This is a genomic window from Lysinibacillus sp. JNUCC-52 (assembly GCF_015999545.1).
Classification (GTDB): Bacteria; Bacillota; Bacilli; order Bacillales_A; family Planococcaceae; genus Lysinibacillus.
Genome location: NZ_CP065546.1, coordinates 1,901,006 through 1,925,294, shown reverse-complemented (window position 1 = coordinate 1,925,294; position 24,289 = coordinate 1,901,006). Strand labels below are relative to the sequence as shown.

17 protein-coding genes and 1 pseudogene are annotated in these 24,289 nt (G+C 36.6%); 14 read left to right on the top strand and 4 right to left on the bottom strand.

Going from position 1 to position 24,289, the window contains the following annotated elements; genetic code table 11:
• Nucleotides 1–92: 92 nt before the first annotated feature.
• The 3 genes and pseudogenes from JNUCC52_RS09780 (at nucleotide 93) to JNUCC52_RS09770 (ending at nucleotide 2,231) form a co-directional block, all read left to right on the top strand.
• Nucleotides 93–1,289: a polysaccharide deacetylase family protein gene (locus JNUCC52_RS09780; protein WP_337981995.1), complete on the top strand. Its 1,197-nt coding sequence runs from the start codon at nucleotides 93–95 to the stop codon at nucleotides 1,287–1,289.
• Between the two features lie 523 nt (nucleotides 1,290–1,812).
• Nucleotides 1,813–2,016, top strand: a pseudogene (locus tag JNUCC52_RS09775) (FAD-dependent oxidoreductase); the annotation flags it as partial.
• Complete coding sequence (locus JNUCC52_RS09770) at nucleotides 2,013–2,231, top strand: NADPH-dependent FMN reductase family protein (RefSeq protein WP_337981994.1); 219 nt, start codon at nucleotides 2,013–2,015, stop codon at nucleotides 2,229–2,231. The pseudogene JNUCC52_RS09775 and the gene JNUCC52_RS09770, both read left to right, overlap by 4 nt.
• A gap of 50 nt (nucleotides 2,232–2,281) precedes the next feature.
• Here JNUCC52_RS09770 and JNUCC52_RS09765 read toward each other — a convergent pair whose 3' ends face one another.
• Entirely contained in the window at nucleotides 2,282–2,446 is a 165-nt protein-coding gene (locus JNUCC52_RS09765; protein WP_173478036.1) for a hypothetical protein, read from the bottom strand.
• A 219-nt stretch (nucleotides 2,447–2,665) separates the two neighbouring features.
• Between JNUCC52_RS09765 and JNUCC52_RS09760 the strand changes: the two genes are divergently transcribed.
• Nucleotides 2,666–4,054, top strand: a complete 1,389-nt coding sequence (locus JNUCC52_RS09760) for an aldehyde dehydrogenase (protein WP_337981993.1) — start codon at nucleotides 2,666–2,668, stop codon at nucleotides 4,052–4,054.
• Between the two features lie 22 nt (nucleotides 4,055–4,076).
• Here the strand turns inward: JNUCC52_RS09760 and JNUCC52_RS09755 are convergent, their stop codons facing one another.
• Nucleotides 4,077–5,681 (bottom strand): two-component system sensor histidine kinase NtrB, encoded by a 1,605-nt coding sequence (locus JNUCC52_RS09755; RefSeq protein ID WP_337981992.1) that lies wholly within the window; start codon nucleotides 5,679–5,681, stop codon nucleotides 4,077–4,079.
• Nucleotides 5,682–5,952: 271 nt separating this feature from the next.
• Between JNUCC52_RS09755 and JNUCC52_RS09750 the strand changes: the two genes are divergently transcribed.
• From JNUCC52_RS09750 to JNUCC52_RS09720, 7 genes are all read left to right on the top strand, one after another.
• Nucleotides 5,953–7,419, top strand: coding sequence for a UDP-N-acetylmuramoyl-L-alanyl-D-glutamate--2,6-diaminopimelate ligase (locus tag JNUCC52_RS09750; RefSeq protein WP_173478033.1), 1,467 nt, complete (start codon nucleotides 5,953–5,955; stop codon nucleotides 7,417–7,419).
• 216 nt (nucleotides 7,420–7,635) lie between these two features.
• A complete protein-coding gene (locus tag JNUCC52_RS09745) occupies nucleotides 7,636–9,213 on the top strand; it encodes a peptide chain release factor 3 (RefSeq protein WP_173478032.1) in 1,578 nt (525 codons plus the stop codon).
• 370 nt (nucleotides 9,214–9,583) lie between these two features.
• A complete protein-coding gene (locus tag JNUCC52_RS09740; protein WP_173478031.1) occupies nucleotides 9,584–12,637 on the top strand; it encodes an efflux RND transporter permease subunit in 3,054 nt (1,017 codons plus the stop codon).
• A 20-nt stretch (nucleotides 12,638–12,657) separates the two neighbouring features.
• A complete protein-coding gene (locus JNUCC52_RS09735; protein WP_337981991.1) occupies nucleotides 12,658–13,743 on the top strand; it encodes an SDR family oxidoreductase in 1,086 nt (361 codons plus the stop codon).
• A 333-nt stretch (nucleotides 13,744–14,076) separates the two neighbouring features.
• A complete protein-coding gene (locus JNUCC52_RS09730) occupies nucleotides 14,077–14,841 on the top strand; it encodes a TerC family protein (RefSeq protein ID WP_173478029.1) in 765 nt (254 codons plus the stop codon).
• Nucleotides 14,842–15,101: 260 nt separating this feature from the next.
• Nucleotides 15,102–16,457, top strand: coding sequence for a TrkH family potassium uptake protein (locus tag JNUCC52_RS09725; RefSeq protein WP_305068706.1), 1,356 nt, complete (start codon nucleotides 15,102–15,104; stop codon nucleotides 16,455–16,457).
• Nucleotides 16,458–16,828: 371 nt separating this feature from the next.
• Nucleotides 16,829–16,987 (top strand): hypothetical protein, encoded by a 159-nt coding sequence (locus JNUCC52_RS09720; protein WP_173477975.1) that lies wholly within the window; start codon nucleotides 16,829–16,831, stop codon nucleotides 16,985–16,987.
• Nucleotides 16,988–17,640: 653 nt separating this feature from the next.
• Here JNUCC52_RS09720 and JNUCC52_RS09715 read toward each other — a convergent pair.
• Nucleotides 17,641–19,380, bottom strand: coding sequence for a B12-binding domain-containing radical SAM protein (locus tag JNUCC52_RS09715; RefSeq protein WP_337981990.1), 1,740 nt, complete (start codon nucleotides 19,378–19,380; stop codon nucleotides 17,641–17,643).
• Nucleotides 19,381–19,639: 259 nt separating this feature from the next.
• On the opposite strand from JNUCC52_RS09715, the gene JNUCC52_RS09710 reads away from it, so the two are divergent.
• The 3 genes from JNUCC52_RS09710 to JNUCC52_RS09700 all read left to right on the top strand — a co-directional run bounded on the left by JNUCC52_RS09710 (nucleotide 19,640) and on the right by JNUCC52_RS09700 (nucleotide 23,452).
• On the top strand, nucleotides 19,640–21,058 hold the full coding sequence (locus JNUCC52_RS09710) for a PAS domain-containing sensor histidine kinase (RefSeq protein WP_228134382.1): 1,419 nt from the start codon (nucleotides 19,640–19,642) through the stop codon (nucleotides 21,056–21,058).
• 109 nt (nucleotides 21,059–21,167) lie between these two features.
• Nucleotides 21,168–21,617 (top strand): MarR family winged helix-turn-helix transcriptional regulator, encoded by a 450-nt coding sequence (locus JNUCC52_RS09705; RefSeq protein WP_337981989.1) that lies wholly within the window; start codon nucleotides 21,168–21,170, stop codon nucleotides 21,615–21,617.
• A 482-nt stretch (nucleotides 21,618–22,099) separates the two neighbouring features.
• Nucleotides 22,100–23,452: an IS1182 family transposase gene (locus JNUCC52_RS09700; protein ID WP_337981988.1), complete on the top strand. Its 1,353-nt coding sequence runs from the start codon at nucleotides 22,100–22,102 to the stop codon at nucleotides 23,450–23,452.
• A gap of 155 nt (nucleotides 23,453–23,607) precedes the next feature.
• Here JNUCC52_RS09700 and JNUCC52_RS09695 read toward each other — a convergent pair whose 3' ends face one another.
• The gene (locus JNUCC52_RS09695) at nucleotides 23,608–24,279 is read right to left on the bottom strand and encodes a DUF8580 domain-containing lipoprotein (protein ID WP_173477971.1); all 672 of its coding nucleotides are present in this window, start codon (nucleotides 24,277–24,279) and stop codon (nucleotides 23,608–23,610) included.
• Nucleotides 24,280–24,289: the final 10 nt, after the last annotated feature.

The window sequence follows — 24,289 nt, the reverse complement described above, 5'->3', positions numbered from 1 at the left end:
AAGAGACTGTTCAATATAGCACAGTCTCTTTCAGTATGTCATTATTTCGTATATACTTATATGGACTATAGTTTGAGAAAGGGACCAATATTATGAAATACATAAGGAAAATATTATTATTTGTTGTACTTGTTTGCTGCTTTCTCTCAATATCAGAACAGGCAATGGCAGCAAAAGCAACAAAATTCTATGAATATAGTAATGCTAAAGGTATTACGGTCATTAACTATCATTCATTTGGGGATTATAAAGAAATAGCGAATATAAATATTACAGAAAAGCTATTTCGTGAGCAGTTGAAGATGCTAAAGGACAATGGCTATTCAACCATTACGGAGGAGCAGCTAATCGCATATTTACAAGGGCATGGTCGCATTCCTGAGAAAGCAGTATTTTTAACGATAGATGATGGCTATGAAAGTGTCTATAAAATGGCATACCCTATTTTAAAAGAAATGGGCATGCAGGCAACATTGTTTGTGATCGCAAATGATGTAGAGACAGGTGCCAGAAAAAATGTACCTATGTTGAATTGGCAACAAATAAAGGAAATGTCCGATTCTGGTATTATGCGTATTGGCAATCATACATATGATTTACATTGGCGAGGGAACAATGATAAGTCAAAACACGAGGCAATGATACTTAATCAGAAAAAAAATGGAGAGCCACTTACAAATGAGGAGCGTCTTCGATACATTCAAGAGGATGTTACAAAGGCACATCAGCTAATAGAAAAATATACAGGGATAGCACCTAAATCGTTTGCATATCCATATGGTGTTTATGATCGAATTGCTGAGCAGGCAATCAAAAAAGCAGGTTACACGATCGATTACTCTACACAGGGTGGCTATAATTTATTTGGACAAGGAACCGTTCATATTAAACGTATCGATTCTAGCAATCGAGTGTCGGCGCATGAGTTAAAAAAGATTTTAGAAAAAAATTATTCACTTGCAGAGCAACAATATCGACAACGAGATATACAAGTCGAGGCTCAAGTGACTTCAAATAAAGTGACACTCAAAGCTTGGTTAAAAAGTGATATGAATAAAGGACCACTTCAAGCAAAAGAAACACGTTTCGAGCTTTATAAAATGGTGAATGGAGAGCGCCAGCTTCAACGTGATTTTGGCAGTTACTGTGTGACAGCAAATAAGAGTACAAGAGTGATGTCAACCGAAGAAAATATCGCAAAATATGAAGCGGGTGGTTATTCCGTTAAAGCGATTATGATTAAACAAGACGGAAGTAAAGAAGTTTTTTGGATTAATTTTAATAAATAATAAAAACCGCTATGCTTCGCGGGAATCCTGATTTGTTCCGCGGGAATAACATTTCACTTCGCGGGAATCCTGATTTGTTCCGCGGGAATAACATTTCACTTCGCGGGAATCCTGATTTGTTCAGCGGGAATAACATTTCACTTCGCGGGAATCCTGATTTGTTCCGCGGGAATAACATTTCACTTCGCGGGAATCCTGATTTGTTCCGCGGGAATAACAGTTCACTTCGCGGAAATCCTGATTTGCTCCGCGGAAAAAGCATTTCACTTCGCGGGAATCCTGATTTGTCCCGCGGGAATAACAGTTCACTTCGCGGGAATCCTGATTTGCTCCGCGGAAAAAGCATTTCACTTCGCGGGAATCCTGATTTGTTCCGCGGAAATAACATTTCACTTCGCGGAAATATTGTTTTATTCCGCGGGAATCCCGTTATGTCGGAAGTTCTTTATATATGGTAAGAAGAAGGATGTGTCATTGCATTCAAATTTTGTAAATGTTAAGGTGATAAATGAGGTGAATAGATGTGAAACAATTTGATATCGCTATTATTGGCGCAGGTCCAGGAGGATATGTGTCAGCAATTCATGCAGCTAAAAGTGGTATGAAAGTAGCTTTAGTAGAACGCGATAAAGTGGGAGGCGCTTGCTATAATGTTGGCTGTATTCCATCTAAAATTTTGTTAGAGCACAGTAAATTAGTGCAAGAAATAAAGCGTGGCAACGATTGGCAGTGGGTGGCTCTATTGGGCATTTACTCGCATTAGAATATGCTCTAAAACCTGTATTGGCTGTATTAGGTGCAACAGATATTGCCCATTCTGTTTATATTATCGATAAGCAAATTATTCGGCTAGAGGATGGCAGTTTTGCTATTGAGGAGGATGCCATTCATCGCCTTGAGGTCGAATTAAAAAAAATACAGCATATTGTAGCTGTAAACTAATGTATAAAAGCGCATCGCAGGAAATGCACTCCTAAGATGCGCTTAATCGATTAATTTACTTCAGATTCATCCAATAAAGTTTCTTTCTCCGACGGTATTGTAGAAAGATATAAAAATGCCTCATCTTGCAATAACAATAATTTCTCTTCACATATCCCGTGCGATAATACTCCTGAAAAAATGGATTCCCACCAAGTTCCTGTTGTTGTTGTCATTATCTACGCCCCCGTTTCAAATTAATATGTAATTGTATATTTCCCGAGATTCACAAAAAAAAACATGGCATCATTAGTTGCTATTACTTTTTTTTTACAACACCACCTGTTTCAGAAGGAGGAATTTTCGCCTTCAATGTTGTATCGTATAGACAAAGATAGTTTGTTTCAAAAAAGACCAAACTATGTATTGCAATAAAAAAAAAGGGGTGTTTATTTATGAATTTTACGCCACAAGATGTTGAAAATATGATTACAGAGCAGCGACAATTTTATTTTTCTCGCGCTACAAAAGATGTAAAGTTTCGAAAAAACCAATTAATGAACTTAAAGAAAAGTATTTTAAAGTATGAAAAAGATATTTTACATGCGTTGTTTTTAGATCTAAGAAAAAGTGAGTTTGAGGCATACGCAACAGAAATTGGAATTGTCCTTGATAGTATTTCTTATATGGTGAAAAATTTAGAGGAGTGGGTGAAGCCGGAAATAGCTAAAACGCCAATTCACCTTCAAATGGGAAAAAGTTTTATTGTTCGAGAGCCATATGGCGTTACGTTAATTATTGGGCCATTTAATTACCCATTTCAACTTGTGATGGAACCTTTAATTGGTGCAATTATTGGTGGGAATACAGCTATTGTCAAGCCTTCTGAAACATCTGTGAATACAGCAAATATCGTGAAGAAAATTATTGAAGAAACATTTGAACCATCCTATATTCGCGTTGTAGAAGGGGAAAAGGAAGAAGTAACTGCCCTAATTCATGCTTCGTTTGATTATATATTTTTTACTGGCAGTGTAGCTGTCGGTAAAATAGTGGCGAAAGCAGCAGCTGAACGGTTAACGCCATTAGCACTCGAACTTGGTGGTAAAAGTCCTGCAATAGTCGACCAAACCGCAAATTTAGAAGTTGCTGCCAAACGAATTGCTTGGGGGAAATTTACAAATACAGGTCAAACATGTGTAGCGCCAGACTATTTGCTTGTCCATAAAGACATATATGATCGGTTTATGAAATTGTTAAAGGACACTGTCCGTTCTTTCTACGGGAAAAATGCGATAAAAAGCCCCGATTACGGTCGTATTGTGAATGATAGACAGTTTGATCGTCTGCAAAAAATTTTAGTGGAGGAACGGGACACTATTACATATGGTGGGCGGACAGATCGGGATGATTTATATATTGAACCTACCATTATTGAATATGTAAAGTGGTCAAGTCCTTCCATGCAAGATGAGCTATTTGGACCGATTTTACCTGTTATGGTATATGATGATTTACGCCTTGCTATTCATCAAGTTCGACAATTGCCGAAGCCTTTAGCAGCATATTTTTTCTCAGAACATGAAAAAGCGATTCAATACTTTTTAGAGGAATTGCCATTCGGTGGTGGCTGTATAAATGACACGGTAACACATGTAGGAAATCAGCATTTGCCATTTGGTGGGGTTGGTCCTTCAGGGGTTAATGCGTATCATGGAAAGGCAAGCTTTGATAATTTTACACATCCAAAATCAATATTAAAAAAATCTTCAAAGCTCGAGACAAATATTCTTTTTCCACCGTATAAACAAAAGGTTAAACTTATTCGTACTATTATGAAGTAAAAATGATGGAGGTGTCTATTTTTTAGACACCTCCATCCTCTTCATTTTCTACTGGCGGTAGTTTTATTTTTATCGTTGAGCCATAGTTTAACTTGCTTTCAATTGCAATAGTGCCACCATGTTCTTGGATAATCTTGTTTGTGATGAGCATACCAAGACCTGTTCCTGTAGACTTGGTTGTATAAAATGGTTCAAAAATACGCTTAATCATAGCCTCAGACATTCCAACACCATTATCTGTAATTGTCACCATAATTAATCCTTCCGTATCTTTAGCAATGAAAATAATTATTTCTCCTTCAGCTGTACGTGCTTCAATGGCTTCAATGGCATTTTTAATAATATTGATGAATACTTGTTTTAATTGATTTTCATTAGCTAATATTCGATTATCTTCGCTGACGGTATGCAGTGAAAAGGTAATGTTATGCTTTTGAAATTCTAGATGAAATAGGTGACTAATACTATTAATAATATCGTCTATGGAAACGATTTTTAATTGTTCTACATGAGGCTTAGACAGCACTAAAAATTCACCAATAATTAAATTAATACGCTCGATTTCGGATTGAATAATTTCAGTATAAGCATAACAGGATGAATCCTTTTCTATACTCATCATTTGTACAAAACCTGATATAACAGCCATAGGATTACGAATTTCATGTGCTACACCAGCTGCAATTTCGCCTGCCATTTTTAGTTTTTCTGATTGTAGTAAAAGTTGTTCATTTTCTTTTTTATAAGATATGTCGCGTGTAATAGCAGAAATAGCTATCATTTTGTTTGTGCGATCATAGATAGGCGAGAGTGAAATTTCAACATCGAAAACTGTACCATTTTTTCGCATATCTTGTGTTTCTAATAGTTTGATGCTTTTTCCCTCTAATAAACTGGCATAGCGCTGTTCTGCTTCCAAGACATTTTCTGGTGGCACGAGTGGGATGCTTTTGCCAACAATTTCAGCTCTAGTCCAGCCATATACTTCCTCAAAAGCTGGATTTACATCAATAATGCGATTATCTAAACTAAAAACCGCGATACAATCATTGGCATGTTGAAAAAACAAATGCAAATAGGCTTCTTGCGAAAGCAGCTCTTGTTTCTTCTCTAAATTCATTTCGTTTAGTCGATACCAAAAATGTTGTAAATAGCGTGATTGAATCCATCCAATAATAGTAAGTAAAAGGACAACAAAAATAAATGTATCGAAATACTGAGCATTCACAAAGGATTCACTGGGAAAATGGTGGTAATAAGATAGAGCTATAATTTCTAACAAAGAAACAATACTAATAAGGGTATTCATTTTTATCGATTGATAGATAGTTATTAATAATATATAGAAAATAAAGCAAATAAAACTAGTTAAAGAAAAGCTAAAGATATTAAGGTAAACGATGGCTATATTGCCTGATATAATTAATACCCATTGCATGGGCACTGGTTTAATTTTAAATATTTTGCCTGCTAGTAAAGGTAAAAATAATATTAGCAATATACAGATCAGTACTTCGAGGCTACTATAGAGATTTAACATAATAAGCACTCCATAGGCAAAAATAGCTGTCACATAAAATAGCAAGATAATCTCATTACGCATACGTAAAAATTCCAATTGTTGCATATTTAGCACCTCAATTTTTAATCAATATTTCCATCATACATGATTCGCAGTTGTCGATAAATGCCGATTTTTGATAAGATAGGAAAAATCGGACTTAATTTTATAAATGGTAGCGTTTTCATTTAAAAAACGTCTTGTGAGGCATTTCATTTCTAGGCGAATAAGTAGTAAAATAAATTCATTAGGTAAGTGGGGGTATTCAGATTGTCTTTTTTTGTCGAAAAACAAGAAATGATGAAATGAATGTTGAGATTGATTGGAGGACTATGAAATGTATGCAGAGGAATTGTTAAGTGCATTACCTTTGAAAAAAATAATTGGCGTGTTACCAGACCAAGTGACGGATATTGTGATTGATTCTCGAAGTGTGCAACCGAATAGCATGTTTGTATGTATTAAAGGTTACACAGTGGATGGCCATGATTACGCGCAAAGAGCTGTTGATGGTGGTGCAACAATTGTTGTCACTGAACGAGAACTACCATTAGCTGATGCGATTGCACAAGTTGTTGTGAAGGATACAGATCGTGCAGTTGGTTTGTTAGCTGCTAAGTTTTTTGACTATCCTTCAAAAGATATGACAATGATTGGTGTAACAGGGACGAATGGGAAAACATCTGTAACAGGTATTATTCAAAATATCATGCACGGTATGGGCGAGAAATCTGCATTGTCGGGAACAATTGGTTTTAATTTAAATGGTATTTTATATGAATCTGCGAATACCACAAGTGATGCATTATCGACGCAACAAATGATTTTCCGTGCAAAAATGGAAGGCTGCCGTTTAATGACGATGGAGGTTTCTTCTCATGGTTTAGCACTTGGCCGTTTAGCAGGTGTTGATTATGATGTTGCTATTTTTACAAACCTTACTCATGATCATCTTGATTTCCATGGTACGATGGAGGAATATGGGAATGCAAAAGGCTTATTATTCTCTCAACTTGGACAAGACTTAGAAAAAAATAAACTCGTAGTGCTTAATGCGGACGATGCTTGGTCAGAACGCTATGCAGCGATGACGCCATTCCCAGTATGGACTTATGGATTAAACAATGAGACAGCCGATTTTCGTGCTATTAACTGTGAGTACCATGATTACATGACTTCATTTGATGTAGTGATGTCTGAAGGGATATTCCCTGTGAAAATGCATTTACTTGGTGAGTTCAATATTTATAATGTACTTGCTGCAATGGTTGCCTTTTATGGCAGAGGCTATTCTATGGAATCGATTATTGAACAGATAGAGCAATTACCACCAGTAAAAGGTCGTATGGAAAAAGTATGCTCTGATTTGCCAGTGCAAATCTTTGTTGATTACGCGCATACACCAGATGCTATAGAAAAGGCTATCGCAGCAGCTACGCCTTATAAAAAAGGAAAGCTTATTTTCTTAGTTGGCACAGGGGGCAATCGTGATAAATCTAAACGCCCTGCAATGGCTGAAAAAGCTTCAGCAGCAGATTATGTAATTTTAACGACAGATGACCCACGCTATGAGGAGTACGATAGTATTACAGGTGATCTTGCTAAAGGCATGCTGCATAAAAATTATGCATGTATTGGAGATCGAGCAGAGGCAGTACGTCATGCAATAGAAATTGCTGAACCAGGGGATATGATTATTTTTGCTGGTAAAGGTCATGAAGATTACCAAATTATCGAAAATACAAAATATCCACATAGTGATGCAGAAATTGCGATAGAGGCTGGACACTTAAAATTTGTCTAAATTAATTGCGAAAAAAACTTTAGTAGCAAGCCCAACTAGCAAGGCAGCCAACGTAGTGATGGCTTCCATGCGTACAATAATTCAAACGTATCGACAGTCTGAACCCTTTTAGTAGTGACTAAAGGGTTTTCTTTTTGGGGAATTCATGTAAAAAGGTTGTACGAAGGGCTAGACTTCTTTTATTATTAGTAGGTATGAAAAAAGGAGAATGAAGAGATGACTTCAAATTTAGAAAAAGATATATTAGCAAGACGTACGTTCGCTATTATTAGTCACCCGGATGCTGGGAAAACGACGATTACAGAAAAGCTTTTACTTTTTGGCGGAGCGATTCGTGATGCAGGTACAGTAAAAGGTAAGAAATCAGGGAAATTTGCTACATCAGACTGGATGGAAATTGAAAAACAACGTGGTATTTCGGTAACATCTTCTGTTATGCAGTTTGATTATAGTGGTTCACGCGTTAATATTTTGGATACACCAGGACACCAAGATTTCTCTGAGGATACGTATCGTACATTAATGGCAGTAGACAGTGCTGTCATGGTTGTAGATGCTGCTAAAGGGATTGAGGCACAAACATTAAAACTATTCAAAGTTTGTAAAATGCGCGGTATTCCGATTTTTACATTTATCAATAAATTGGACCGTCAAGGGAAAGAGCCTCTTGAGCTAATCGAAGAGCTTGAAGAAGTGCTTGGTATTCAAGCCTACCCAATGAACTGGCCAATTGGTATGGGGAAAGAATTCCTAGGTATTTATGACCGTTATAACAAACGTATTGAGCAATTCCGTACTGAAGAGGGAGAACGTTTCCTACCAATCGATGAGAACGGTGAGTTAGCAGTTGATAATCCGATGAAAGTCACTTCCTATTACTCACAAGCGATGGATGACATTATGCTACTAAATGAGGCAGGTAATGCTTATTCAGAAGAAAAAATTCGTCGTGGTGAATTAACACCTGTGTTCTTCGGTTCTGCCTTAACAAACTTTGGGGTACAAACATTCCTTGAAACTTATTTACAATTTGCTCCAACACCCCAGCCTCGTATTACAGAAGATGAGCAGTTCATTGACCCTGTTGAGCATCCAGAGTTTTCTGGCTTTATTTTCAAAATTCAAGCGAATATGAACCCTGCACACCGTGACCGTATTGCCTTTGTACGAATTGTATCTGGTAAATTTGAGCGCGGTATGAATATGACGCTATCTCGAACAGGAAAATCGTTTAAAGTGACCCAGTCTACACAGTTTTTAGCTGACGACCGTGAAACAGTTGACGAAGCGGTAGCTGGAGATATAATTGGCTTGTACGATACAGGCACATACCAAATTGGTGATACTGTTGTAGGTGGCAAGAAAACGTTCCAATTTGAAAAATTACCGCAGTTCACACCTGAACTATTTGTGCGAGTAACGGCGAAAAACGTAATGAAATCAAAGCAATTCCATAAAGGGATTTTGCAATTGGTGCAAGAGGGAGCCATTCAGTACTACAAAACACTTCATACAGAAGAAGTTATTTTAGGTGCAGTTGGGCAATTACAATTTGAAGTATTTGAACACCGCATGAAAAATGAATACAATGTAGAAGTAAGAATGGAGCCAATTGGTTCAAAAATGGCACGTTGGATTGAAAATGAAGAAGATGTAAAAGAATCAATGTCTTCAAGTCGTTCAATGCTTGTAAAAGACCGCTTTGACAATCTTGTTTTCCTATTTGAAAATGAATTTGCTATGCGCTGGTTCTCAGATAAAAACGAAAATATTAAATTATATAGCCTTCTATAAAAAGAAACACGAATCGACATTTCATCGATTCGTGTTTTTTTACAAGGAAAATAAGCGATTGGTGTAGAATGTATACAATATAAGGAAATGTTTAATCATTATGAGTACTGGCATCATTGCGCTACAGGCGGACGCTTTCCGCGGCCAAGCACCGAGCCGCTTCCCTCGCTACGCTCAGTCCAGGGTCTCGGTTTGCTTGCTTTTCCCGCAGGAGTCGCCGCCTTCCGCTCCATTGAAATATTTTATTTCTCAAAAAAACAATGATGAAAATGCGAATTATGAAATTGTTTCAATATAATGTATTAATTTATAAAAAATCCCCCTTTTCGGCTATCATAGGAAAGAAGAGAAAGAAAAGGAGTATTTACAAATGAACATTAGCAACTTTTCGATAAAAAGGCCTGTTTTTACACTTGTGTCGATGCTACTAATCATTATTTTAGGTGGCGTATCATTGTTAAAAATACCAATCACTTTAATTCCTGAATTAAATCCACCAATAGGTGTTGTTGTTACCTCCTATCCTGGTGCGAGCTCAACGGAAGTGAATGAGAAGGTAACAAAACCTTTAGAGGCGACATTGGCCACCTTGCCAGGCATAAAAAAACTTCAATCTACCTCACAGGAAGGTTCAAATTTAATTGTGCTCGAGTTTAATTGGACAACGGATATAGAAGAAGTTCAACTCGACATTTTACAGCGAATTGATATGACACCGTTACCGAGTGATGCACAAAAACCAAGTTTTTTAAAATTTGACCCATCACAGTTTCCAATTATTCAGCTTTCATTACGCGCAGACAATGATCAGGTGGACGTGCGTATTTTAGCAGATTCATTGGAAAAAGAGCTCCGTCGTACAGAAGGAGTTGCAAGTGTAAATGTCTCTGGCAAGCTTATAGAAGAAGTACAAGTAACATTAGATGAATCGAAATTAATTGCCAAAGGCTTAACCCAAGCTGATATTATTCAAATCATTCAAACGAATAATGTGTCACTGCCTGGAGAACCAGTATTGACCGCTGATGGCCAAATGCTGTCGACACGTATTATTAGCACATTAACAAAACCAGAAGATATTGCGGATTTAATTGTATCCGTCAATCCAATAGACGGGGAAACACTAACGGTAGGAGATGTAGCGACCGTCGAGCGTGCAGAGCAAAAATCCTTAACCGAAACGCGTGCTAATGACCATCCAGCTGTATTAATGTCCGTTTTGCAAGAGTCAGGGGCAAATACTGCCGAAGTATCAAAAGCGTTCCAACAATCCTTAAATGACTTACTAGCACAGGAGCAATATAAAGGTGTAGTAGCAGATGTATTAGTAGATCAAGGGAATTATGTGAATTTAGCGATCAGTAACATTGGTTCTTCATTACTATTAGGTGGCTTATTTGCAATGCTTGTATTATTTGTTTTTTTACGAGGCGTGAAAAGCCCAATTATTATTGGCATTGCCATACCTTATTCTGTCATCGTCACATTTGTATTAATGTATTTTGCTCATTTCACTCTCAATATTATGACATTAGGTGCGTTGGCATTAGGCATTGGGATGCTTGTTGATAATGCAATCGTTGTTATTGAAAATGTGGAACGGCATCTAGGGCTTGGGAAAAACCCAATCGAAGCAGCAAAGCAAGGCACAAAGGAAGTGGCGCTAGCAATAACAGCATCTACATTAACAACAATTGCTGTGTTTATTCCCGTAATGTTTATAGAAGGTTTAATAGGGCAAATCTTTACGGAATTTGCACTTACAATTTCCTTCAGTTTAATTGCCTCATTATTAGTCGCATTAACCGTTGTACCAATGTTGGCAAGCCGTCTGTTAAAAATGAAAGACCAAAACATAAATGAAATGCGAAAGGCATCGGCATTTTATAAGCACTACAATGCATCTATTGTTTGGGTTTTAAAACATCGTTTTTTAGTTATTTTATCGGCCGTTATCCTCTTCGGTTTATCCGTGTTTGGCTTATCGAGAATCGGTACGGAATTTTTACCAGCAACAGATGAAGGATTTGCTTCTATCAGTGTAGATCTTGATAGAGGGGCTGCAGTAACAAAAACGGAACAGGTTGTTACAGCAATAGAGGAGCGCTTAAAAGAAGAGCAAGATGTGGATGTCTATGTTAGCCTAATTGGCGGTACGCAGCAGTCGCAAGCACGTGGACAAACAAGTGCAAATCGAGCGGAAATCTATGTGAAGCTAGTACCACTTGCAGATCGTAAACGTTCAATTTTTGAATTTGTAGAAGAGGTAGAAAAGGATTTAAACAATGAGCTAGGTGAGCAAGCTGACATCACATTTAATGTATCAACATCGTCGGGTTCATCTCCTAATACATTGACATTCCGATTAACTGATTCAAATGAACAACGTTTACAAGAGTCAGTTGATAAAGTACAGCAAGAACTAAAGCGCATTAACATTGTCACAAATGTAATGACAGATTTAGATAATACAGTCCAAGAAATTCAAATTGAAGTAGATCGTGAAAAAGCTAAGGATTATGGCTTTTTACCTGCTCAAATAGCCCAAACGGTTAATCAAATGACAAAGGGGCAACTGACGACGCAAATGATTGATGATGATGGAACTGTGTTATCAGTGTATACAGGCTTTGGTCAGTCATTTAATGAAAGTATTGAGTCCTTAAAGGCAATGGAGCTTCGTTCTCCAGCAGGTCTATTTGTTAAGCTCGATGAAATCGCGCACGTATCTATACAAGAAGGGCCAGTATCGATTAGACGTTCCGATCAGGCTGCTGCAGTTGCATTTTTCGTTGATTATACAACGAAGGAGTCACTAGGGGGTATTTCAAAAGAGGTCGATAAGGCTCTTGAAAAAGCTAATTTACCTTCTGAAACACAAGTGGTGTTTAGTGGCGATCGTGAGCTTTATGATAGCGCAATTGATGATATGCTTTTAGCTGTAGCGTTGGCTGTGGTGCTTGTTTATATTGTAATGGCAGCGCAGTTTGAGTCATTTAAATATCCTTTCGTCATTATGTTTACGGTACCGCTTATGATTATTGGTGTTACGATTGCAATGTTTGCTACAAAGACATTACTAGGTGTGACATCTGTTATTGGGATTTTGGTGCTTGTGGGCATTGTTGTGAACAACGGTATTGTGCTAGTGGATTATATTAATCAGCAAAAGATGAATGGCATGAAGTCCTATGATGCGATATTACTTGCTACTCAAGATCGACTGCGACCGATATTAATGACGGCGTTAACAACTATATTAGGTTTGCTACCACTTGCACTTGGTATTGGCGAAGGTACGGAGATGAACCAGCCAATGGGTATCGCTGTAATTGGTGGGCTTATTACTTCGACTTTACTGACATTATATATAGTGCCAGCTGTTTATAGCTTAATGGATAAAGAAACTAGAAGATTGCCTTAAGTATAAGGGGGAAATGAGATATGGGTGTTCATTTTTTTACAGGTTTTCCAGGGTTCATTTCAAGTCAATTAATACGTGAGCTATTTCACAAAAATAAAACGCAACAAGTTATCGCAATTGTGCTAGCGGGGGAATTACCAAAAGCAACTGTTGAAAAAAGCAAGATAGAAGTAGACTACCCTCATTGTTCGATACAAATCGTCGAAGGAGACATTACACTACCTAATTTAGGGCTGACAAATCAAGTCGTACAGGAAATTCAGCATCAAATTGAAGTGTTTTGGCATTTAGCAGCTATTTATGATTTAGCTGTGCCGAGAGATATCGCTTGGAAAGTTAACGTCCATGGCACAGCAATGGTAAATGATTTTGTACGAACACTACCGAATTTAAAGCGGTATATGTATTTCAGTACAGCATATGTTGCTGGACTGCGTGAAGGGGTTTTACGTGAAAATGAATTGATTCGACCTCCTGCTTTTAAAAACTATTATGAGGAGACAAAATACGAGGCGGAGCATCGTGTAGAAGATTTAAAGTCGGAGATACCGATAACGATAATTCGTCCAGGCATTGTGCGGGGGCATTCAGAGACTGGGGAAACGATTAAATTTGATGGGCCATATTTCTTTTTAAATATGGTAGAAAAATTAAAACGTTTACCGATTATACCGTATATAGGCGTGTCAAGTACGGCAATTAATGTTGTGCCGATCGATTATATTATCAATGCAGTAACTTATATAATGGATGAGAAAAGTGCGGAAGGGAAAACTTTACATTTAACAGATCCGAATCCACATCCTGTACAAGAGGTATATCGCACAATGGTAAAATTATTAACGGATCATTATCCAAAAGGACGTTTTCCTTTGTCTTTAGCAAAACAATCGCTAAAAGTACCGTTCATTCGGAAGATGTTGGGCGTGGAGCAAGAATCTTTAGATTATTTAACATGGCAGGCAGTCTTTGATACAACAGAAGCGGTTGCCATTTTACAAAAAGGAAATATTACATGTCCTGATTTTATACAAACAATGCCGAAGATGGTGGATTTTTATCTAGCACATAAAGACGATAAAAACTACCAAATTCAAATTAAATAATGATGGATTTCTTTGTCAGCTTTAAATGATAGTGCTATAATAAACGAACAAAAGAAATATCCTTAGACAATTTGTTAAAGGGGAGTAGCTAGCAGATGCGAGCGATGCATCTGATTTCACATTCGTCAAGACATGGTATTTGCCATCGGGTGTGATAGCAAATGTTGTTACTTTGCAATAGGTGCAAAGCTGAGACTTGTAATGAGAGAAGTAACAAATCCAAATTTGCTTAGCAAGACCTTTGCCTTCTTTCAGGCAGGGGTTTTTTCTTTTGCATTTGACTAGTAAATGACCGCAATTTTGGGTATACAGAGTTTAAAGGAGGAACAGAGGATGGAAGCAATATTATTACAATATGGCTGGGTACTGATTGTACTCGTCGTATTAGAAGGATTACTAGCAGCAGACAACGCAGTTGTAATGGCTGTTATGGTTAAACACTTACCGCATGACCTACAAAAAAAGGCACTTTTTTACGGATTATTTGGAGCATTAATATTCCGATTCTCTGCGCTCTTTGTTATTACAGTATTAGTTAACTACTGGCAAATTCAGGCGGTTGGAGCTGCCTACCTATTGTTTATGTCAGCGAAAAATATTTATGACTTAAGAAAAGGTAAAGATGAAGAAGAAGAAAATGATGAGGCGGCTGTGAAAAAGGGTTCTGGCTTCTGGATGACTGTCTTAAAAGTTGAGCTTGCCGATATAGCATTTGCAATTGACTCAATGCTTGCTGCAGTTGCTATTGCTGTGACGCTTCCACACTTAGGTAATTTTGATATTGGTGGCATTAATGGTGGACAATTTATTATTATGCTATTAGGTGGCTTTATAGGCGTCATCATGATGCGTTTTGCTGCACAATGGTTTGTGAAAGTTTTAAACGACTATCCTTCACTTGAAACAGCAGCCTTTTTAATTGTTGGATGGGTTGGGGTAAAACTTGTTGTTTTAACATTAGCACATGAAAAAGTGGGCATATTACCTACAGAATTCCCTCATTCAACAGGCTGGGAATTAACGTTTTGGATTGTGTTAATAGGCATTGCATTTGTCGGTTATTTAGTAGGAGTACGTAATAAAAAACAAACAAAATAGCCGTTTATATTTTTTATAAATATATTTTAAATCCGCGTTGCTTTCTGCGGGCAAGGCAGAGCCGCATTACTTGCTTCCACTAGCATGATTTTGTGTGCTTGCTTTTTCTGCGAAAGTCTCAATGCGGATTTTTGTTTTATATCGAATAAATAGCTCGAGGTTGCTCATTTTATACTGTGTAGAACAGCCTCTTTCTTTTTTTATAGTTTTTTTCTATACTAATATCTATCTTGGCATCATGAATGGAAGGAGTTGATGAGGTGCCTTGGAAAAAATCATCAAATAAATTAATTACACCGTTTCAGGCACTAGTTTCTTATTATTTCATAGCAATAGCAATATCCTTCCTATTGTTACGACTGCCTGGCGTTCATCAAACGGGTGTAAAGGTATCATTATTAGATAGCTTATTTACTGCCGTAAGTGCTGTTAGTGTTACTGGCTTAACAACGTTTAATATTTCAGAGACCTATACAACATTTGGGCTCGTCATGGTACTTGTTATTTTACAGCTCGGCGCGATTGGTATTATGTCGCTGGGAACCTTTGTATGGTTGCTTGTAGGAAAAAAAATCGGCATGCGTGAACGTCAACTAATTATGATTGATCATAATCAGTATAATTTATCAGGCGTTGTCCAATTGATTCGAGAAATTTTGAAAATCTTAATCGGTATAGAATTAGCAGGAGCTATTATTTTAACTGCACATTTTACGAATTATTTCGATACATTTGAACAAGCTCTAATTCATGGTGTTTTTGCTTCTATATCAGCTACCACTAACGGAGGCTTTGATATTACAGGAATGAGTTTACTGCCATTTCATAATGATTATTTCGTCCAACTAATCACCATGGTATTGATTGTGTTAGGCGCAATTGGCTTCCCAGTGCTCGTCGAGATAAAAACATTTTTACTTAATCGACATGCTAATTTCCGATTTAGCTTATTTACAAAAATAACGACAACGACTTATGCCATTTTATTTGTAGTAGGGGCGCTCGTTATTTTACTGCTTGAGTCATTCCATTCATTTAAAGGAATGCCTTGGCATGAAGCGATCTTTTCCGCAATGTTCCATTCCGTATCTACACGTTCTGCGGGACTTACAACATATGATGTAACATCCTTCAGTGAGGCGACAGATATTTTTATGAGTTTTTTAATGTTCATTGGTTCATCTCCAAGCTCAGTTGGGGGCGGTATACGGACGACAACTTTCGCTATCGCGATTTTATTTTTAATCACGTTTGCACGTGGAAGAGAGGATATTCAAATTTTTGGGCGTGAAATCCATTTAATTGATGTCTTCCGAGCATTTGTCGTTATTTTAGTAGCTTGTTTTATGGTGCTAATTGCGACAATCATTTTACTTATTACAGAGCCACATGCGACGCTTATACAAATCATTTTTGAAATTACATCTGCGTTCGGAACATGCGGTATGTCTTTAGGAATTACCTCCGATTTATCGGTTGTAGGTAAAATCATCATTATTATTTTAATGTTCATAGGGCGAGTAGGTTTAATTTCCTTCCTGTATTCACTTGGTGGAGGCGGAAGAGGTAAAAAATCCAAATACCATTACCCGAAAGAACGAGTGATTATCGGATAATTATTCAGAAGTATGGGGCGAGAATGATTTAATGGGCATAAAATGGTTGTGCCCCCGAGACTGTAGCTAAACTCGAAATTTTTCGAGCGTTTAGCTACAGTTTTTTTGCATTTAATTGTCGTAGATTTGTGCTACAGGTCATATGGGCTTTCCTTAAATTTTCAAAATTGTTTCGTGCCTGACACTGAAAAAATACACTGAAAAAATACTGCAGAAAAAGTTTAGTTGTTTTAGGGTGCGGGTACAACTTATTAAGAGTGGTTGAATACCACCACCTTGTACTAGAACTGAGGGGCATCTAAAATAGAATGTAGAAAAAACAGATAACGGTGAACCCAGTTATGAAAAAGAAACAAAAGGAGAACTTAACTATGTCACTTACAAGCACAGCTAAACAAGAATTAAAGGACTTACTAAAAGAAACACATAAACGAGGAATTATGAAAAGAGATCATAGTGATCGAGTAAGCAGTATGACAGATAGCGAAGCATTAGGATTATTAATTTCTGTTGTAAAACGTACATTGTAAAATTTTACTAATCGAAATAGCTACATGCTACAATAGGTTCTATGTACATTGCTATACTCTAAAGCAAGTAGATTAAGTACTTTACTGTAATATCGAAAAGGACGAGGCTTAATGACTTTCTACTATTATATTGTATTTAATATTTAATATGTAAACAGATGTAAGCAATTGTAAAGTAGTGGATTTATGAAGTATGTGGTTTTGCTCAATGGAAAACAAAGGGATGCGAAACTATATTTCGGTTTATTCGCTAGGCTTTTTTAGGATGTTTGATTGTTTTTTTATGCAATTTACAAGCTTAAATTTGCCTTTGAAAGTCGTTCAGACTAAGCATTTAATAGCGAAAAAGTAAATTTGTCGAAAATATATCTAAAAATTTAGAAAATTTAACAAAATATTTCCTGAATAAAAATAGTGCATAATAGGTAAAAAGTACTTGTTGTGAATAACTAGATTTTAAGTAATTTGTTCTAATAGTTTTTATTGTCATTGTGAGTCCGTTACTAGCGCTAAAAGTTAGTATTAGTAGGCAGAATTTATAATTGATTCGTAATGCGAAGGATATGGAATGAATTAAAAAATGGAATTATTTTAGTTTCAAATTAAAAAAAACGCTACTCCTTGAAATATTTCAAGTGAATAGCGCTTTTTTATTAAACAGAAGGGATTGTTGCAAAATACGGTTCTTGGCCGTGTCGGAAGTAGGTTAAAAGATAGCCGTTTTTTTGTACAATTTTGCCATTTGCAAATTTTTGATAATCTAAATTATGCGGAATGATAAGGGTATGCTTGAATAATTCTTTTTCAGTTAAATTCAAGTTAGCAAATTCTTCGCCTGCAATGGTAGGATTTTCACGTAGAGCAGTGTAAAGTGCTTTTTGCTGCACTTCGGTTGGGCGATCTTTCCACCATAATTTCCGTGGTTGGAATTGCTGTGCCTTTAAATAATCAAGCTGCATTAAGCTTTGGATAACTTGTAAATTAGCACTTTCCACTGTTTCTAAAAACTCTAGTAAACGGCGGAACAAATCTTCAAGCTGGTGACCAATACGTGACCATCCCTTTGTTTCCCAATAAGTTCCGAAGTTTTGGAAGAAATCAAATGGTGTATCAAATACTTCTGTTACTAAATATTCGATTGTATGATCCATTCGGTGAGCATTCCAATATTTTTCGAGTACATCTTCCGCATGTTTAATACGAACAATATCATCAAAGTTTAAGACATTATTCGAAAAAATTTCATATGGAGCTAAGTCCACATACGTATAGCCAAACTTTTCAGCCTCCAAACGTAGACCTGTACCACGCAATAGCTTTAAAAAGCCTAACTGTAATTCCTCAGGGCGCATAGCAAAAACATCATTAAATGTTTGTCTGAAGCTACTATAATCCTCTTCTGGTAGGCCAGCAATTAAATCTAAATGTTGATCGATCTTGCCGCCATTTTTGACCATTGTTACTGTACGCGTTAATTTTTCGAAGTTTTGACGTCGCTGTACTAGTGTGTTTGTTAAATCATTTGTAGATTGTACACCAATTTCAAAGCGGAAAAGCCCTTTTGGTGCATTATCATTTAGAAATTGAATAACTTCGGGACGCATTATATCTGCTGTTATTTCAAACTGGAAGACTACACCTGGCTGATGTTCATCTATTAAAAATTGGAACATTTCCATTGCATAGCTACGGCTAATATTAAATGTACGATCGACAAATTTAATAGTTCGTGCACCATTATTCATTAAATAACGAATATCTTCTTTTATACTTTCTCTATTGAAATAGCGTACGCCCACTTCAATAGAAGATAAGCAAAATTGACAGCTAAAAGGACAGCCTCTGCTTGTCTCAATGTATTGAATTCGCTTGCTTAGATGTGGTAGATCTTCTTCAAAGCGGAATGGGCTCGGCAATTCACGTAAGTCAATTTTAGGTGCTTGCGCGTGAATTCGAACTTTACCGTCCTCTAAGTAACAAATGCCTGGAACATCTTCTAAAGGTATTTCTCCATGCAAATGGTGTAGTAACTGCTTAAATGAAGTTTCTCCTTCGCCCATGACAATAAAATCAACTTCTTCTATACGACGTAACCAATGATGGACATCGTAAGATACTTCAGGTCCGCCTAGCAAAATTTTAACATTTGGACAAACCGTTTTTAACATTTTAATAACGTGTATTGTTTCTTCAATATTCCAAATATAGCAACTGAAACCTACGATATCGGGGTTTTTTTGAAATAAATCTGATACAATATTAAATGCAGGGTCTTTAATTGTGTATTCTGCAATGACAGGATTGTATTCAGGTAAAGCAGCACTTTTTAAATAACGCAATGCTAAATTTGTGTGGATATATTTTGCGTTTAAAGTAGTTAAAATAGTATTCATGCATTAATCTTCCTTTCACTTTCTAATTGTAACAGTCAAGTAGCTGACAAACAATATAATCCTTTAGACCTATTTATTTTGTGAACGGTTCGTGAAATAATTTTAAATACTTAAATTTACTAAATTTTGTAATAATAGAATCGTACAGTCATAAAGTATAGTAAAGGCTCAAAATTCGAATGAGAGGTTTTTTACTCTTTTGAAAGGTTCGGTGAGAAAGTTGAAGCAAAATGATATAAATCAATGTTTTGGAAATCTTATGAAAAGTACTTCGTCACCAACACTTATTCTAAATAAATCAGGGAAAATTTTGAATTGTAATGAGGCAGCTATTAAACTTTTTGATCTTAATTCATCATTTAAAGGTTATATAACAATGGACGAGCCATCCAATATTAAGTGGGCTAAGTTCGTTAAGGAGCTACAAAGTGAGTTAAGATCAGAAGAAATATTTAATATTCGTAAAAATAACAACGATCTAGAAATGATGTCCTTTAAATGTTTCTATGATCCAAACACAGAAGAAATAGTCGCACAGCTATCAACTATCAATAATGACAGAGCGATTGAATTATATGTTAGCAAGGAACAGGAACGTTCACAATCCTTCAGTGCATATGATCATTTACCCTATGCTGTTATTGTGAGTGATGCGAGTGGGATTATTCTTGGTTTAAACAAATATGCAGAAATGTATTTAAAAATAGAAAAATCGCAGCTTCTTCATAAAGCGCATCAACATATATTTGACTCATTTACAATGAAGAATGGACAAATTACAACATATTTATCCAAATTGATGGGTGAAAAACATGCCAATATTCATGTCGTAGATGAAACCCAAGTAAGCAGAACTTGCTATTACGAAATCTCAAGTGTTTTCGATGAATATAATAATATTATCGTTACAGTTATTAATGATGAAACTGAGAAAAAGCAGTTGCAACATAAAGTGGAGCATCAAGAAGCATTAAATGTAGTTGGACAAATGGCGGCAAGTATTGCACACGAGATTCGTAATCCCTTAACGTCTTTAAAGGGCTTTACGGAACTTTTAAAGCTGAATGCAGATGAGGAATCGCGCATGTATTTATCTGTCATCGATAGTGAGCTACAACGGATGGAGCAAATTTTGTCAGAATTGTTAGTTTTGTCGAAGCCGACAAGCATGAAGATCGAATTAATCGAATTAGATCAAATTGTAAAACAAGTAATCGAATTTATGTTACCAGATGCTTTGATGAAGAAAATTATGATTCAATATATTCCTACTGCTACAGAAGTGTATATTGGAGGCAATGAAAATCGTCTAAAGCAAGTATTTATGAACCTTATAAAAAATGCGATGGAAGCGATGCATAATGGCGGTACAATTACGGTAGAAATGAATGTTATTGACTGTACGATTGTAGAATTAATGATTAAAGATGAAGGCAGTGGTATGGATAGTAAAACAATCCAAAACCTATTCCAACCTTTTTACACGACGAAATCATCAGGGACAGGACTAGGCCTTGCATTCGTGAAAAAGGTCATCGAAGAGCATGAAGGTATAATAGGCGTACAAAGTGAAGTACAGAAGGGGACATGCTTCCATATGCAGTTTCCAGTTTACACATTCAATCAATTGGACTCGTTAGATGTTTCTGCGAAGGATTCTGCGTATTTAGTAACCTAAATACAGTGAAAATTATTTCAATAGTGCGCTATTATTGATTGCTTTTGACAATGCTTTTCAAAAGTCGCTATAATGACATGTATAAAGAGCGAATTGAGAGGACTAGGTTATGACGTCAGAAGAAGATTTAAAGCAAACTTTAAAATTATATATTGTATTATCCCGTGCCCATAAAGCAATTAATGAGATGACAAATCATTTTTTTCAAGAGAATGGTCTGAATCCTACTGAATTTGCGGTTTTAGAACTCCTTTACCATAAAGGGAGACAACCATTACAGCAAATCGGTAATAAAATTTTACTTGCCAGTGGGTCTATTACGTATGTAATTGATAAGCTTGAAAAAAGAGGCTATCTTTTACGAGTTTCCTGTCCATCAGACCGTCGCGTTACCTATGCAGAAATTACAGCGGAAGGTGAAGCGTTTATGGGCGAATTATTTCCAAAGCATGAACAACATCTACATGAATTGATGAGTGCTTTATCAGTCGAGGAAAAAGATCAAGCAATAGGCTTATTAAAAAAATTAGGACTATCGATTAAAGACTTGTCTTATTAAAAAGAGTTGTCTCAAATGGATTTTGAGGCGATTCTTTTTTCTATGCCCAAATATAGGATGTTAAAAAGGAACATAACATAGTTTTTGGCAAGGAATCGATTTTAATAGCTATTTTTGCCTGTTAGAAAGGTTTTTTAAGGGGATGACTCCGTCGCCCTATGTTTTTTGTTAGTGAATAGAAGAAAGGCCTTAGAATGAATTCTAAGGCCTCAGACTGTAGACAAACTCGAAAAATTTCGAGTTTGCCTACAGTCTTTTTTCATTTTAAAATAAAAATAGATGTCTACTGCCGTTGATTTCCGCTACGTTCGGGCGCTTTCCGCGGGCACACACGTAAGCCGCAACCCTCGCTAACGCGCGGTTTGTTGCGTCTTACGTTCTGTGCTTTCCCGCAGGAGTCGCCCGCCCTTCGCTCCAATCAACTTGATATGAATTGCTATCAATCAACTATAAATAAAATAATCTATTTGAGGTGATGGAAAATGATGTCGAAAAATCAAATCAATGAACGTGACCAATTAGAAATGCTGACAATTGACCAATTGGTGCCACAAGACCATTTAGTTCGAAAACTAGAGGCAGCGATTGATTTTTCGTTTATCTATCCATTAGTCGAAAACCTCTATTCATCTTTAGGGCGTCCAAGTATTGACCCCGTTGTTCTCTTTAAAATGACCTTTATTCAATACGTTTTTGGTATTCGCTCTATGCGTCAAACTATCAAAGAAATTGAAACGAATATGGCCTATCGCTGGTTTTTAGGTTTTGGCTTCCATACAGAAGTTCCTCACTTCTCTACCTTCGGTAAAAATTATGCACGACGCTTCCAAGACACAAATGTGTTTGAACAGATATTCTATCGTATTCTAAAAGAAATTATGAATCGAGGGCTCCTTCATGCGGACCATGTATTTATTGATTCGACGCATGTAAAAGCGAGCGCCAATAAACGAAAGTATGATAAAAAAGTCGTTCGAAAAGAAACACGTGCTTATGAAGAGAAACTCCAACTGGAATTAAATATTGATCGTGAGGAAAACGGAAAAAAGCCCTTCCCTCCAGAGAAATTTGAAAAAGATGAATGGAAAGAAATCAAAGAAAGTACGACAGACCCTGAGAGTGGTTATTATGTTAAGGATGAACGGACTAAGCAGTTTGCGTATTCATTTCATGCAGCGACAGATGAAAAAGGCTTTGTATTAGGAACGATTGTGACTCCAGGAAATGTGCACGATAGCTATGTATTGCAGCCACTTGTTGAAAAAATCATTGAAAAAGTGAAAAAGCCATTAGCGATTGCTGCGGACGCTGCTTATAAAACACCTGCCATCACTAACTTTTTATTAGAGAATCAAATGTTACCTGTTCTCCCTTATACACGTCCTAAAACAAAAGATGGTTTCTTTCGAAAGCATGAATATGTGTACGATGAGTACTATAATTGTTATCTTTGCCCACAAGGGCAGGTATTGAAATATACGACAACGACGAAGGAAGGGTATCGCCAATATAAATCGAATCCAACGATTTGTGCGAATTGCCCCTTGCTATCACAATGTACAGAAAGCAGGAATCATCAAAAACTGATTCAACGGCATATATGGGAAACCTATATGGAAGAAGCTGAACATTTGCGCCATTCTTATGATATTAAACAAATTTATGCAAAGCGCAAAGAAACGATAGAACGTGTCTTTGCGGATGCAAAAGAAAAGCATGGTATGCGATGGACAACCTTAAGAGGTCTTAAAAAATTGTCCATGCAGGCGATGATTACTTTTGCTGCCATGAATTTGAAAAAGCTTGCTACTTGGACATGGCAAGCTGCTTCATAGAGAGGAAATGCTCGAAGAGTATGGTCAAAATTAAAGTAAGAACCCATTTTTTACAAAGAAAATAACAAAAAGGGATTAAGAATTCTATTCTTAATCCCTTTTGTCGACAAGCTGAGGCCTTAGAATGAATTCTAAGGCCTTTTAAATAATTTATATTATTTTTTAGAAATAGTGGCTGCCATGGCAAGCATTGCAGCAGTTAAATCTTGTTTATCATTATCATGAATTGTTAATTTTGTAATGAGTCCATCTTTTTCAAATACGACACCCACTACTTTTTCTGTATCAAAGTCTACAACATAGCCTTCGATATTTTTAATATCCTTAAATGCAGAAAGTTCTTCAGCAGATAATGGTACTGTGCCTCCAACTGCATTCATGTAGTCTTGCATAGATGTTTTTACAGCATCATAGCTTGTTTCAGAAGCATTTGTAGCTTCAATACGCATAAATACTTCATCATCAGCATTTGATACTAACATGTCTTTTCCTGGTTCTTCTTGAGAAAGCGTAAATTCAGGTAGTTGTTGGAATTTATAGCCTTGATCCACACTATCAGATTCAGTTGCTGTTTCCTTTTTGTCGACACCATTTTGAACGTATTGCACTTCTTGTTCTGGTTTAGCTTGTGTGTCTGTATTGGCATCATTTGATGTAGGCGTTTCTTGCTTGTCATCGCCTGCAGTTTCATTGTCAGATGGTTGTTGTGAGTTCGCTGGTTCATTTTGTTCAGCATCTGATTGTTCTGTCTTATCAGAGGTATTACACCCCACGAATATAACAGCTGTTAGTAATAATGCAAGCATTGAAAATAATTTTTTTTGCATGAAAAGCCCT